The sequence below is a fragment of the Kribbella sp. NPDC049584 genome (assembly GCF_040675555.1).
Taxonomy (GTDB): Bacteria; Actinomycetota; Actinomycetes; order Propionibacteriales; family Kribbellaceae; genus Kribbella.
Window position 1 is genome coordinate 419,998 of record NZ_JBFAPF010000001.1, and the last position, 12,429, is coordinate 432,426.

The following is a 12,429-nucleotide window of genomic DNA, read 5'->3' on the forward strand; positions in this document are numbered from 1 at the left end:
ATTATGGCCTGACCGGTAACCCGGGCGGCTCAGGCGCGGCCCGTCAACCAACTCCTCAACCGCTGTTCACACAGCTCGATCTCGGCCTCGGGCACGAATTCGTCCTGCTTGTGCGCGTACAGCGGGTCGCCGGGCCCGTAGTTCACCGCCGGCACGCCGAGCAGCGTGAACCGGGCCACGTCCGTCCACCCGAACTTCGGCTGCGGCTCTCCCCCGACCACCTGCAGGAACGCCGCCGCGGCCGGCCGCTCGAGCCCCGGCAGCCCGCCCGGAGCCGAGTCCGTCACCACGACGTCGTACCCCTCGAACACCTCGCGCAGGTGTGCCTCGGCCTCGGCCTCGGACCGGCTGGGCGCGAAGCGGTAGTTGATCGCCACCGTGCACAGATCCGGTACGACGTTCCCCGCGACGCCGCCGGTGATCGCGACCGCGTTCAGCCCTTCGCGGTACACGAGCCCGTCGATCGGCACCCGCCGCGGTTCGTACGCCGCAAGCCGCGCGAGCACGCCGCCCGCAGCGTGGATCGCGTTCGACCCCATCCACGACCGGGCCGAGTGCGCACGCTCGCCGCGCGTGGTGACCTCGATCCGCATCGTGCCCTGGCAGCCGGCCTCGACGACGGCATTCGACGGCTCCATCACGACCGCGAACACGCCCTCGAGCAGCTCGGGGTTGGAGCGGGTCAGCTTGAAGAGACCGTTGCGCTCGGCCTCGATCTCCTCGCAGTCGTAGAAGACATAGGTGACGTCCCGGACCGGCTCGTCGAGGCTCGCCGCAAGCCGGAGCGCGACCGCGACGCCGCCCTTCATGTCGCAGGCGCCGAGACCGTGGATCAGCCCGTCGGCGCGACGCGCCGGGAGGTTGTCGTTGAGCGGGACGGTGTCGAGATGACCGGCGATCACGACCCGCTCGTCGCGCCCGAGGTCGGTCCGCGCGACCACGGTGTTGCCGTGCCGGAACACCTTGAGATGCCCGTACGCCGACAAGGCCTTCTCGACCTTGTCCGCGAGCTTCTCCTCGGTCCCGCTGACCGACGAACTGTTCACCAGCGCCTCGGTCAGGTCTGGACCGGACGCGGTCAGGTCGAGCTTGGTCATGAGGCCTCCCCACGGAGTCGCGGCATCAGTGCTGTCATGAAGACTCCTCCGGCGGCAGGAACACGCAGAACTCGTTGCCCTCGGGGTCGGCGCAGACGTTCCAGCCGATCTCGTCGTCCTTGGGCCGCAGCAGTGTCGCACCCGCGTCGAGCACCGGCTGCAGCGCGGGCGCGGTGACATCCCAGTGCACCCGGTTCTTCACCGTCTTGGGCTCGGGCACCGGCACGAAAACCCAGTACCGGAACGGCAGGCCGGGCACGTTCTCGAGCCAGCAGTACGGCGTACCCGGCCGGCTCATGAAGTCGCCGCCGACAACGTCCGCCCACCAGCGCGCCTGCTTTTCCGGCTCGGCCGAGTCGACGATCAACTCCATCAGCCGGTACGCCGGGACCGTGCCGCGGACGAACCCGCAGAACTCCCCGCCCTCTGGGTCCGTCATCACGGTCCACTGCTGCTCTTCGGTGGCCGGGGTCAGGACCTTCGCACCCTCGCGCTCGAGATCCTCGATCGCGCCGGTGATGAGGTCGAGGTGCACCCGGTTCTTGACCGTCTTCGTCTCCGGGACCTTGCACATCCAGATCGTCTTCTCCGGGACGTCGCCGACGAGCACGTTCGGGTTGTCGGCGGGCGCGGTCAAGCCGATCACCCGGCCCCAGAACGCGGCCATCTCACTGGGCGACGTGACGTCGACACACAGGTCTTTGAAACGCGCGATGGTCATGACCGACAGGCTATCCGGCGTGCCGTTTGCGGTAGTGACGGTTCACCCGCTCCCGGTTACCGCAGGACGCCGAACACCAGGTCTGCCGCGGATCGTCCTGCAGGAAGTACTTCACGCACCGAGCCGCCGGACACGCCCGCAACCGCCCCCGATCCGGTCCGGTCAGAAACTCGATCGTCGAGCGCCCGACCGCGGCGATGAGGTCGTCGGTCCGGCCCGCCCACCGCAGTACCGGCTCACCACCCGCCGGCCACTCGAGCTCCCTCACCCCTAAGCGCTCGGCCGCGCGGTTCACCGCCCGCACTGCCACGTCCGCATCCATCAACCGGTCCGCATCCGCCTTGCTCGGCGCACCTGGCGCCACCGCCCGCGCGAACAGCGCGCGCACCGCCCGCCGGGCCTCCACCAACGCCCGCCACAGCGCCTCATCCATGCCGACTCCCCGGCTTTCCGGAAGGAATTCGCCGCCAGCTGCGAGTTTTGTTCCGGAAATCGCATCGGCCGCCGGTTCGGTACCGGCCGGCGGTCGCCCGAGCACCTCCGTTACCAGGTGCTGGTGATCGGCCAGCCACGCGGCTGCCTCCGCGGGGGTGGCCAGCAGATCCGCGACGCCGCCACGGCCGTCGTGCTTGATGGTCGCGGCGAGGGCGAAGGCCAGCGTGCTCATCCACCGATCCTAATGGGAAATCTGGTTGCTGCCATGTGAATACTTCGCCTAGGGTCTCGAAGCGTGACCGACCTCCGCACCCGGCTGCGCGCCGTACCGACGCTGACCGGCATCCCACCGGCCTGGGATCCCGCACTTGCTCCCGAGACCCCGCATCCGTTGTTCGTCGAGTGGCTGCTGAGCGCGATCGACGAGCAGGTGCCCGAGCCGTGCGCGATGACCCTGTCCACGGTCCGCGCCGACGGCCGGCCGAACGGGCGCGTCCTGATCCTCAAGGAGGTGACGGACGGCGGCTGGCAATTCGCGTCGACGTCGACCAGCCGGAAGGGCGATGAGCTCGCCACCTCGCCGTACGCCGCTCTCACGTTCTACTGGATCCCTCTGGGGCGGCAGGTCCGCGTGCTCGGGACGGTAGAGGCCGCTTCGCCGGAGGATTCGGCACGGGACTTCTTGATGCGGCCCGAGGCGGCGCGGGCGGAGGCGCTGGTCGGGCGGCAGAGCGCCGTACTCGCGGATCCCGCGGACATCGACGTGGCGGTGAAGGAGCAAGCGGAGCGGATCGCCGCGGAGCCCGGGCTGGTCGCGCCGAACTGGACGCTGTACACGTTGCGCGCGGAAGAGGTCGAGTTCTGGCAGGCCGATCGGGATCGCCGGCATACGCGCCTGCGGTACCAGCTCGAGGACCAGTGGACGAAGGAGCTGTTGTGGCCCTGAACGAAGTACGCGCCACCGCCGACCAGTTGCTCGCCCTCGTCGCGGACCTGGACGACGCGAGCGCCCGCGGCGATTCGAATCTGCCCGGTTGGTCCCGCGGCCATGTCATCACGCACCTCGCGAACTTCTCCGGGGCGATGACCCGTCAGGTCGACGAGGCGCTCGAAGGCCGCGTGATCGAGATGTACGACGGCGGCCGGCCCGCTCGCGACGCTGCCATCGAAGCCGGCGCCGACCGTTCCGCGGCCGACCTCCGGACCCACCTCACCCAGGCCGTCACCACGCTGCTCGCGTCCTGGGACAGGGTCAGCCCCACCGACTGGCCCCTCCCCATCCTCCACCGCAACAGCAACCTGTCCGCCGGCCTGCAAGCCACCTGGCGAGAACTAACCATCCACACCGCGGACCTCAACTTGGGCATCACTCCCGCAAGCTGGTCCTCATCGTTCTGTCTGCACCTGCTGGACTTCCTCCGTCCCCGCACCCCCGACGGCATCCACCTGATCCTCCAAGCCGACGACACCACCTGGGAGACCGGCACCGGCGACACAGTCACACTGTCCGGCGCCCTCACCGACCTAACCGCCTGGTACGCCGGCCGCCCCACCCCAGGCCCAATCACCGGCCCCAAGCCACAACTCCTCCCCTGGCCATAGGAACCCCACCCAGCCCCCGCCCCGCCGCTCCGTGCGCGGCGGGGCGGAAACGTCCGGTTGCTAGCTGACGGTGAAGTCGTCTACCTGGATCCAGGTGTCCAGGTTGGGGGCGTTGAAGCCGGCGTAGACGGTGACCTCGTGGGTGTTGGCAGGGATCTTGACCGTGACCTCGTGGTGGACGTAGCCGGTGCCGGCGCCGTACGTGGTGCTGGCCAGCTCGGTCGTACCGGCGCGGACGCCGAAACGGCCTTGGTCTGCTGGCAGGTTGGCGGAGGCGTTGATCCACGAGCCGAAGGTGTACGTCGCACCCGGTGTGACCGGGACCGTCTGGTACAGGTCGCTGAAACCCGTGCAGGTACAGCGGATCCAGCCGTTGTTGGCGCCCGAATGCGCGAAGCCGAGCCCGCGGTCGACCCCATTCGCCGCAGTACCTTCGAACAGCCAAGCAGGCTTCCCGCCGCCAGTGCCCTCGAACCCACCATCTGCCAACTGCGAGACGTACCGGACCGCGAGCTCAGACACCGTCGTGTAGGAGCGCGTCCCGCCTGGCAACCCGATCACCCGCATCCCATCGGTCTCCTGCACCGGGAACGTGATCGTGTACGTCGCGTTCGCCCCGGCCGACGCATCACCTGGGTACGCCGGTGAGACGGTCTGCGAGCCGACCTCGACCCATTCGCCGTTCTGCTTGACCTGCACGCGCGGCCGCCCGGTGAAGTAACCGCCCTCCGCCGACACCGCGCCCGACGTGAACTCGACGTTGTTGACCTTGTGCCGGGCAGGCCACTCATACCCCCACCACGACGCGCCCTTGACCTCGTCGTCGAAGTCCGATTCGCTGCCCGTCTTCGCCCCGTCGTTCATCAGCGCCAGACTGCCCGACTGAGTCGACTTGGAGATCGCAACCGCGCCGGTCGTCGGCGCCGCGAGGTTGTCGGACCCGGGGAGGTTCGAGGCCGGCGTATCGACCGACGGCGTGAGCACCAGCTTGCGCAGGTTGAAGTTGTAGACCGACGTACCGATCCCGCCGCCTCCGCACGGGCACACGTTCGCCTGGATGTACATCGTGTTGCCGTCCGGCTGGACGAACTTCGACGGGATCGTCACGCCGTATCCGCCGTACTTCGACGTCGACCACGGGTATCCGCCGAAGTCCTTACTCATGAAGTGTTTCCACGGACCCCACGGCGTCGGCGACTCATAGAACTCGAAGGTGTACTCCGTCCAGGACGTGTACACGTACCGCTTCTGTTTCGCGAGGTACGTGACGCCGCCCTGGCTGATCACGCTTAGGTTGGACGCATTCGTGCCGTACGTCTGCGCATACAACCGCCGAGTGTCGGTCAGCACCGGTTTGCGATCCGCGATCTTCGACGACCATCCAGCGCCCGTGTAGAACTTCCACGCGCCGCGGTCCTGCACCTTGTTCTTAGGGACCCGTGCCAGGAACACACTCTGCGGATCGGCAACCGTGTCGTCGAACGAGTCCCGCCAGTTCCCATCCAGCCCGTACGCGTACACGTAGCCGTCCGGCGCCAGCGCACCACCCTTGCCGAAGTCCGCGAACCAGATCGTCGTGAAGACATGATCCGAGAACATCGGCTTCGTCTTGTCCCAGGTCCACGTCTTCCCGTGATCCGTCGACTTCAGGATCGTCGCAGCCGGTACGTCGTTGAAGTCCAGCGCGAGGTCCTGCACCGCCAGGTACAACGTGTCGCCGACGCACACCATCCCGGTCGGCTTGCGGTTGTACCCGGCGCCGCTCCAGACCGACCCGACCTGATCGCCCTTGGAGATCGTTGCCCCGGACAAGTTCCCCGGCGTGCCGTTGATCTCGCTGACCGCGATATCGGCGAAGTCGCCATCAGTACTGAACCCCTTGCCGTCACCGTTGGCGGCGTACAGCTTGTCGTTGCCCGCCCAGCAGGACGGCCAGAGGTCACCGTCGCTCTTGCTAGGCACGCCCTTCGACTCCACCTGCGCGGTGCCGACCGATCCCGAGCCCGAGCCCGAGCCCGAGCCCGAGCCCGAGCCCGCCATACCATACGGTTTGGTATGTTCGATTGAAGCCGCCGTACCATACGGTTTGGTATGGCTGGTCAAGGCGGTGGACTGGGTGAGGAGGGTCGCCGTTCCGAAGACCAGCGGCAAGACGGCGAGCAGTGCCCCACGTTTCATAGCGGTTCCTTCACTTGAGGCCGGTCGTCTTCATCGCGTCGACCAGGCGGCGCTGGCCCGCGACGAACACCACGACCGTCGGGATGGCCGCGATCACGGCGGCCGCGAGAATGAGGTTCCAGGCCGAGGCGTACTGCCCCTGCATGCCGGAGACGCCGAGCTGGATGACGCGCAGATCCGGGTTCCGGGTGATGGTGAGCGGCCAGAGGAAGGCGTTCCAGTTGGCCAGGAAGAACAGCACCGACAGCGACGCGAGCACCGGCCGGCTGAGTGGCAGGATGACGCTCCAGTACCGCCGCCAGTAGCCACAACCGTCCAGATCGGCCGCTTCCTCGAGTTCACGCGGGATGTTCAGGTAGTACTGCCGGAGCAGGAAGATGCCGAACGCGTGGAAGATGCTCGGCACGATCAACCCGGCGTAGCTGTCGAGCAGACCTAGTTGCTTTGCCACTAGAAACAACGGAACTAGTATCACCGGCAGCGACACCAGCAGCGTCGACATGATCCCGGAGAAGATGATCCCGCGCCCCGGGAACCGCAGCCGGGCCAGCGCGTACGCCGCCATGCTGTGGAAGAACAGCGCGATCACGGTGACCGTCACCGACACGATCGCGGAGTTCAGCATGAACCGCGGCATCGGGATCTTCAGCAGCACGTACTGCAGGTTGTCCAACGTCCACGTCGACGGCCAGCCGAAGTTGAACACGTCCTCGGCCGGCTTCAACGCACTGATCAGGATCCAGATCAGCGGAGCGACCGCGATGATCGCGAGGACATGCGCCAGGATCGGGAGGACTCTAATCCTCGTCAAAACGTCCTCCTCGGGTGACGCCGAACATCAGTCCGGTACAGATGACGAGAATCGCCACGACCACGGTGGTCAGCGCGGCGGCGTACCCCATGTTGTTGAAGGTGAAGGCCTGCTCGTAGATATAGAGCACGACCGTGCTGGTCGCCCGCGCCGGACCGCCTTTGGTGAGCACGAAGACCAGGTCGAACGCCTGGAGACCAGTGACCGCACCGATGGTCGAGTTGACCACGACGAAGAAGCTGGTCGGCCGGAGCAGCGGCCAGATCACGTACCGGAATCGTTGCCAGGAGCCCGCACCGTCGATCTGGGCGGCGTCCTCGAGCTCCTTCGGCACATCCTTCAGGCCGGCCAGGAACACCAGCATCTGGTATCCCATCAGGAACCACACGCTGATCACGACATAGGTGCCGAGCGCAAGGGACGGCGTACCGAGGAAGGACACGTCACCGAGGCCGAACGGCGCCAGAATCTTCGAGAGCGCTCCGCGCTTGTCGACCAGCAGGAACTGCCAGATCAGGCCGACCACGACCAGGCTGACGACGTTCGGCAGGAAGAACGCCGAGCGGACCCAGCCGATGCCCTTGAAATGGTTGCGGACCAGCATTGCCAGCGCGAAGCTCACCACGAACGCGATCGGCACGAACGTGACCACGTAGATCGCGGTGACCTTCAGCGAGGCCCAGAGTTGATCGTCCCCGGCCATCAGCTTGTAGTTGGCCAGGCCGACGTACTGATAGTTGCCGAAGCCATCGACCTTGAAGAACGCGACACCGAACGCCAGCACCATCGGGATCGCGACGAAGATCAGCAGACCGATCGTGTCCGGCGCGAGGAAGGCGTACGCCGCCAGCGCCTCGCGCCGTTTCCGCGTCATACCGGCCTTCGGCTTCGCTCGCGCTTTCACGGCGGGCTTGGACGGAGGGGCTGTTGTCGTCACCATCAGCTGATCGGCGCGCCCTGGTAGGTCTTCAGGAACGTGTCGATCTTCTCCGCCGCGTCGGCCGCCGCCTTGGCCGGATCGGCCGCGTTCAACTGGCAGGCCTGGATCGCGTCGGCGATCGGCTGGTACACCTCCGGTGGGAACCGCGGCTCGGGCTTACCGGTCGGGGCGATCTCGCTGACGAACTTCTTCAGCGCGCCGTCGGCGAACGCGCCCTTGGCATCCGCGGCCTCCTGCACCGACTTGCGCGGCGGCAGGTTGGTCTTCACCACGGTGTTCCACTGCCGCTGCCGCTCGACGCCGGCCGCATCGGTCGAGCCGAGCGCCCACGCGATGAACTTCGCCGCGGCCTCAGGATTCTTGCCCTTCGAGTTGGCAACGAACGCCCAGCCGCCGAGGTCGGTGGCCGCCTTTCCGCCGTCCGGAGTGGGCAGCGGGATGATCCCGTACTTGAAGGTCTTCGCCTTGGTCCGCATGTCCGCGACCGCCCAGATCCCGCTCTGCTGCATCGCGGCCGCGCCGGACCCGAGGTTCGAGACGACGTCACCACCGCCGTCACCGAGCGCTTTGCGCGGGGCAACCTTGTTCTTGATCGTGTCGCCCCAGAACTTCAGTGCCTGCACGGCGGCGGGCGAGTCGAACGCGGACTTGCCGTCCTTGATCGCGTTGCCGTCGCCCTGCCACATGAAGGGGTACCAGGTGAAGTTCTGGTAGTAGCCGGGCAGCGTCTCGAACATCACGCCGTACCGCTTGCTGTTGGTCAGCTTCTGCGCGACCGCGATGGTCTGGTCCCAGGTCTTGGGCAGGTCGGCCTCGGACAGGCCGGCCGACTCGAACGCGGCCTCGCTGTAGTACATCGCGAGGGGCTCGATCTCCATCGGCAGGCCGTACACCTTGCCGTCCACGCTGCGCGCCTCGAGCAGACCGGGCAGGTAGTCCTTCTTGGACTCGTCCGGCAGCGCGGAGCCGAGATCCTGCAGTACGCCGCCGTTGTAGTAGCGGAGGAAGTCGCCGGGGCTGATCAGGAAGATGTCGGGGCCCTGTCCCGACTGGAACGCAGTCTGCAGGGTCGTCCCGTTCAGGTAGTCCTTCCCGGGGATGTAGCGCAGCTTGACCTTGACGTCGTTGTTCTTGTTCCACTCCGCGACGGTGTCGACGAACCACTTGCTCTGCGGTCCCTGATCGTCGGACGGGCCGTAGAAGTTCCAGAACGACATCTCCTTGGCGTTGCCGCCGGAGTCGTTGCCGCCACAGGCGGACAGCAGCGGTACGCCGGCAGCCGTCGCGGCGAACGCGCCCAGACCGCCGCGCAGGACGGACCGGCGGCTGAGCTGTCTGGCAGGGAAGGGTGTTGCGGCCATCAGGTGCTCCAGGGTGGTGTGTTTCGGGCGGGGGTTCGGGCGGCCGAGGGGCAATCGATTTCTCGCAATCTACGATCGGCGGCGTGGTCGGTCAAGAGCCGACGGGATGACGATGTGATCAACCGTGCCGATTTCCTACGCCCTGACAAGGGTTTCGACCTGCATGTAGGCGTTGACACGGATCGGCCACGCTGCCTAATCTGCGGAAATCGATTTCTGAGATGAGAGGCGCTGGGATGCCAGTTGTGCCGAACCGTGCGTCCGCCCACCGCACGGCCGACGAGCTGTCCAGGGACCTGGTCGCACGAGGACTACAGGCGGCGCGCGACGCCATCGAGACCGAGGCCGCAGCCGTCTCGGCACTCGCGGACCGCCTGGACGGCGTGTTCCTCGACGTACTGCTCGCGGTCGCCCAATGCGAAGGTCACCTAGTGGTGACCGGTCTCGGGAAGTCCGGTCTGGTCGGCCGGAAGATCGCCGCCACCCTGGCGAGCACGGGTACGCCGGCCACGTTCATCCACTCCGGCGATGCACTGCACGGGGACTCCGGGGCGGTGACGTCGCGCGACATCGTTCTGGCACTCTCTGCCTCGGGCGAGACCGCTGAGGTGTGCGCATTCGCGCGGATGCTGCGGGAGCGGACGATCCCGGTGATCGCGATGACCGGTCGTGAAGAGTCGACCTTGGCTCAGTTGGCGACGTACACGCTCGACACGATGGTGCTGCGCGAGGCGGATCCGTTGAATCTGGCGCCGACCGCGTCGACCACGGCCTCGCTCGCGATGGGCGATGCGTTGGCGTGCGCTCTCGTCGTACTGCGGTCGTTCAGTCATCACGACTTCGCGCAGTTTCATCCATCTGGTGCCTTGGGCAAGCGTCTGGCAGAGGACCAGGCATGAACGATGTCTGCGTGCTGGGATCGTTCATGAAGGATCTGGTCGCGTCGGCGGAGCGGCGGCCGTTGCCGGGTGAGACGTTGCACGGCACCGGGTTCGCGGAGTTCCTCGGCGGCAAGGGCGTGAACCAGGCGATCGCGGCGGCGCGGATGGGTGCGCGGACGGCGATCGTCGGCACGATCGGCGAGGACCGGTACGGCGAGGAGTTCCTTGAACTGCTCTCGTCGAACGGCGTTAACACGTCGTGGATCGTGCGGCATCCGTCTTTGGGAACTGGTGTCGGCCTGCCGCTGGTGCTGCCGGACGGCGGGAACTCGATCATCATCGTCTCGCGTGCCAATGCTGCGATCACCGCGGCGGATGTCGAGGCGGCGGCGGAGGTGCTCGTTTCCAGCAAGGTGCTCAGCGTCCAGCTCGAGCTCCCGGTCGAGGCGAGCCACACCGCCCTCCGGCTCGCCTCGACCGCGGGCGTCACCACGATCCTCACCCCGGCTCCGGTCGGGCCGGTCGATCCGGGATTGGCGTCGTACGTCGACATCCTGGTGCCGAACGAGGTCGAGGCGGCGGCGCTCACCGGGCTGGACTGCGACGACGAATCGCAGGTGCCGATGATCGCGCGCAAGCTCGCCGAGGACTGGGATCTGCGTGGTTGCGTCGTGACGCTCGGCTCGCGGGGTGCTTATGTCCTGGACCGGGCCGCGGGCTACGAGGAACGTGTCGATGCTTATGAAGTTGCGACCGTCGACACCGTCGGTGCGGGCGACGCGTTCTGCGGAACACTGGCCGCATCGCTGGCCGACGGGGCGGGGTTGGTTGACGCCGTACGGCTCGCGAATGCTGCCGGAGCGCTCTCGACCACTGTGAATGGGGCCGCCGATTCGGCCCCGGTTCGTGCCGCTGCCCTGGCCCTGCTGGACTCCGCCGCATCATGAGATCCTTTGGGTCCGCGGGGCGCCGTTGCTCGGAGGTCCGTGGACGCAGCTGTGGGGATCGGAGTTAGAGTGCGATCCAGACGACCATCGGATCTCCAGCGGGGAGCGGGTATGACGACGATCTACGACGTCGCGCGTAGGTCGGGGGTATCTCCGGCGACGGTGTCGCGGGTCCTGAGCGGCCGGCGCAACGTCGACCCCGAGCTGTCCGAGAAGGTGCGGGCCGCAGTTGCGGAGCTCGGCTACCGTCCGAACGGCGTCGCCCGGAATCTGCGCAAGTCGTCCACGAACCTGTGGGCCGTCGTCATCTCCGACATCGAGAACCCGTTCTTCACCTCTTTGGTACGCGGCCTGGAGGATGTTGCGCAGACCGAGGGGTATCACGTCGTACTGTGCAATTCGGACGAGGATCCGGCGAAGGAAGCGGCGTACGCGTCGGCTGTTTTGACCGATCAGATGGCGGGTGTGGTGATCTCGCCTACGTCGACCGCGGAGGGTGTGCAGCTGCTCGCGGACGCCAAGATCCCGCTGGTGATGATCGACCGACGGGTTGAGGGGGTCGAGGCGGACACGGTTCTGGTCGACAACGAGCACGGCGCGTTTGAGGGCGTCAAACACTTGATCGACGGCGGGTATCGGCGGATTGCCTGTATTACCGGGCCGCGCAAGGTGTCGACGGCGATGGATCGGCTCGGTGGGTATCGGTCCGCGTTGCGTGCAGGTGGGATCGGCTATGACAAGGATCTGGTGCGGCATGCGGACTTCCGCGAGGCCGGCGGGTACGCCGCGATGGAGAGCCTGCTCGAACTGGCCGATCCGCCTGAAGCGCTCTTCGCCACCAACAACCTGATGACCGTCGGCGCGCTGGAATGCCTGGCGCGCAAGGGCCTCCGGGCGCCTGACGACATCGCTGTCGTGGGCTTCGACGACATCCCCTGGGCAGACCTCGTCGTACCCAGCCTCACCACCGTCGCCCAACCCACCTACGAACTGGGCCGCACCGCCGGCCAACTCCTCAAAGACCGCACCACCTCCCCCGGCCGCCCACCCTCCACAGTCACCCTCCGCACCGAACTCCACATCCGAGCCACCTCAGCCCCCAAGAAGAAGTAGCCGCACACCACCGAAAACGACACCGCTCCGCGGCGGCAGATTTGTTGGCCGTCTCCGGCGGACAGCAAGATCGATCGTCGAGCGCGCCCCGGCGACCAGCAACTCCGACGAGCGAGTACGCAAATCGGACACCGCTCCGCGACTGTTCTTTGGCCGCCTACGGCGGCGAGCAGACCGACCGCCGAGCGAATGCCCTGCCGCCAGCAACCGCGGTGAAGCGAGGACTGCAGGTCGGACACCGATCCGTGGCGGAGGCCCGGCGATCAGTGAGTGTGGCGAGGTGACGAGCCCAAATCGGACGTCGCTTCGCGGCGCCTGACCGATACGCACTTCCGGCAGCGTG

At 67.0% G+C, this 12,429-nt stretch carries 12 protein-coding genes; 5 read left to right on the plus strand and 7 right to left on the minus strand.

What is annotated here, in order from left to right:
• Positions 1-29 precede the first annotated feature (29 nt).
• The 3 genes from dapE to AB0J62_RS02045 are packed head-to-tail and all read right to left on the minus strand — an operon-like array spanning position 30 to position 2,485.
• Positions 30-1,097: a succinyl-diaminopimelate desuccinylase gene (gene dapE / locus AB0J62_RS02035; protein WP_363863198.1), complete on the minus strand. Its 1,068-nt coding sequence runs from the start codon at positions 1,095-1,097 to the stop codon at positions 30-32.
• Positions 1,098-1,131: 34 nt separating this feature from the next.
• Positions 1,132-1,818, minus strand: coding sequence for a VOC family protein (locus AB0J62_RS02040; protein ID WP_363863201.1), 687 nt, complete (start codon positions 1,816-1,818; stop codon positions 1,132-1,134).
• A gap of 10 nt (positions 1,819-1,828) precedes the next feature.
• Positions 1,829-2,485, minus strand: a complete 657-nt coding sequence (locus tag AB0J62_RS02045) for an ABATE domain-containing protein (protein WP_363863203.1) — start codon at positions 2,483-2,485, stop codon at positions 1,829-1,831.
• A 63-nt stretch (positions 2,486-2,548) separates the two neighbouring features.
• Here AB0J62_RS02045 and AB0J62_RS02050 point away from each other — a divergent pair, with 63 nt between their 5' ends.
• Together AB0J62_RS02050 and AB0J62_RS02055 are read left to right on the plus strand one after the other, a co-directional pair.
• A complete protein-coding gene (locus AB0J62_RS02050) occupies positions 2,549-3,199 on the plus strand; it encodes a pyridoxal 5'-phosphate synthase (RefSeq protein ID WP_363863206.1) in 651 nt (216 codons plus the stop codon).
• Positions 3,190-3,855, plus strand: a complete 666-nt coding sequence (locus tag AB0J62_RS02055; protein WP_363863209.1) for a maleylpyruvate isomerase family mycothiol-dependent enzyme — start codon at positions 3,190-3,192, stop codon at positions 3,853-3,855. Before AB0J62_RS02050 ends, AB0J62_RS02055 begins: the two co-directional genes overlap by 10 nt.
• A gap of 60 nt (positions 3,856-3,915) precedes the next feature.
• Here the strand turns inward: AB0J62_RS02055 and AB0J62_RS02060 are convergent, their stop codons facing one another.
• The 4 genes from AB0J62_RS02060 to AB0J62_RS02075 form a co-directional block, all read right to left on the minus strand.
• Positions 3,916-5,817, minus strand: a complete 1,902-nt coding sequence (locus AB0J62_RS02060; RefSeq protein WP_363863211.1) for a DUF4185 domain-containing protein — start codon at positions 5,815-5,817, stop codon at positions 3,916-3,918.
• A gap of 226 nt (positions 5,818-6,043) precedes the next feature.
• Positions 6,044-6,844 (minus strand): carbohydrate ABC transporter permease, encoded by an 801-nt coding sequence (locus tag AB0J62_RS02065; RefSeq protein ID WP_363863214.1) that lies wholly within the window; start codon positions 6,842-6,844, stop codon positions 6,044-6,046.
• Entirely contained in the window at positions 6,831-7,718 is an 888-nt protein-coding gene (locus AB0J62_RS02070; protein ID WP_363863217.1) for a sugar ABC transporter permease, read from the minus strand. Before AB0J62_RS02070 ends, AB0J62_RS02065 begins: the two co-directional genes overlap by 14 nt.
• 65 nt (positions 7,719-7,783) lie before the next feature.
• Positions 7,784-9,145, minus strand: coding sequence for a sugar ABC transporter substrate-binding protein (locus AB0J62_RS02075; RefSeq protein WP_363863220.1), 1,362 nt, complete (start codon positions 9,143-9,145; stop codon positions 7,784-7,786).
• A gap of 236 nt (positions 9,146-9,381) precedes the next feature.
• On the opposite strand from AB0J62_RS02075, the gene AB0J62_RS02080 reads away from it, so the two are divergent.
• From AB0J62_RS02080 to AB0J62_RS02090, 3 genes are all read left to right on the plus strand, one after another.
• Entirely contained in the window at positions 9,382-10,044 is a 663-nt protein-coding gene (locus AB0J62_RS02080; protein WP_363863223.1) for an SIS domain-containing protein, read from the plus strand.
• Positions 10,041-10,973, plus strand: a complete 933-nt coding sequence (locus AB0J62_RS02085) for a ribokinase (RefSeq protein ID WP_363863226.1) — start codon at positions 10,041-10,043, stop codon at positions 10,971-10,973. Before AB0J62_RS02080 ends, AB0J62_RS02085 begins: the two co-directional genes overlap by 4 nt.
• A 111-nt stretch (positions 10,974-11,084) precedes the next feature.
• Complete coding sequence (locus AB0J62_RS02090) at positions 11,085-12,086, plus strand: LacI family DNA-binding transcriptional regulator (RefSeq protein ID WP_363863229.1); 1,002 nt, start codon at positions 11,085-11,087, stop codon at positions 12,084-12,086.
• Positions 12,087-12,429: the final 343 nt, after the last annotated feature.

Bases quoted from the DNA above. Each gene is read 5' to 3' on its own strand.
- AB0J62_RS02075 (WP_363863220.1), bottom strand. From the start codon at position 9,145: ATGGCCGCAACACCCTTCCCTGCCAGACAGCTCAGCCGCCGGTCCGTC.
- dapE (WP_363863198.1), bottom strand. From the start codon at position 1,097: ATGACCAAGCTCGACCTGACCGCGTCCGGTCCAGACCTGACCGAGGCG.
- AB0J62_RS02045 (WP_363863203.1), bottom strand. From the start codon at position 2,485: ATGAGCACGCTGGCCTTCGCCCTCGCCGCGACCATCAAGCACGACGGC.
- AB0J62_RS02070 (WP_363863217.1), bottom strand. From the start codon at position 7,718: ATGACGCGGAAACGGCGCGAGGCGCTGGCGGCGTACGCCTTCCTCGCG.
- AB0J62_RS02080 (WP_363863223.1), top strand. From the start codon at position 9,382: ATGCCAGTTGTGCCGAACCGTGCGTCCGCCCACCGCACGGCCGACGAG.
- AB0J62_RS02090 (WP_363863229.1), top strand. From the start codon at position 11,085: ATGACGACGATCTACGACGTCGCGCGTAGGTCGGGGGTATCTCCGGCG.
- AB0J62_RS02040 (WP_363863201.1), bottom strand. From the start codon at position 1,818: ATGACCATCGCGCGTTTCAAAGACCTGTGTGTCGACGTCACGTCGCCC.
- AB0J62_RS02085 (WP_363863226.1), top strand. From the start codon at position 10,041: ATGAACGATGTCTGCGTGCTGGGATCGTTCATGAAGGATCTGGTCGCG.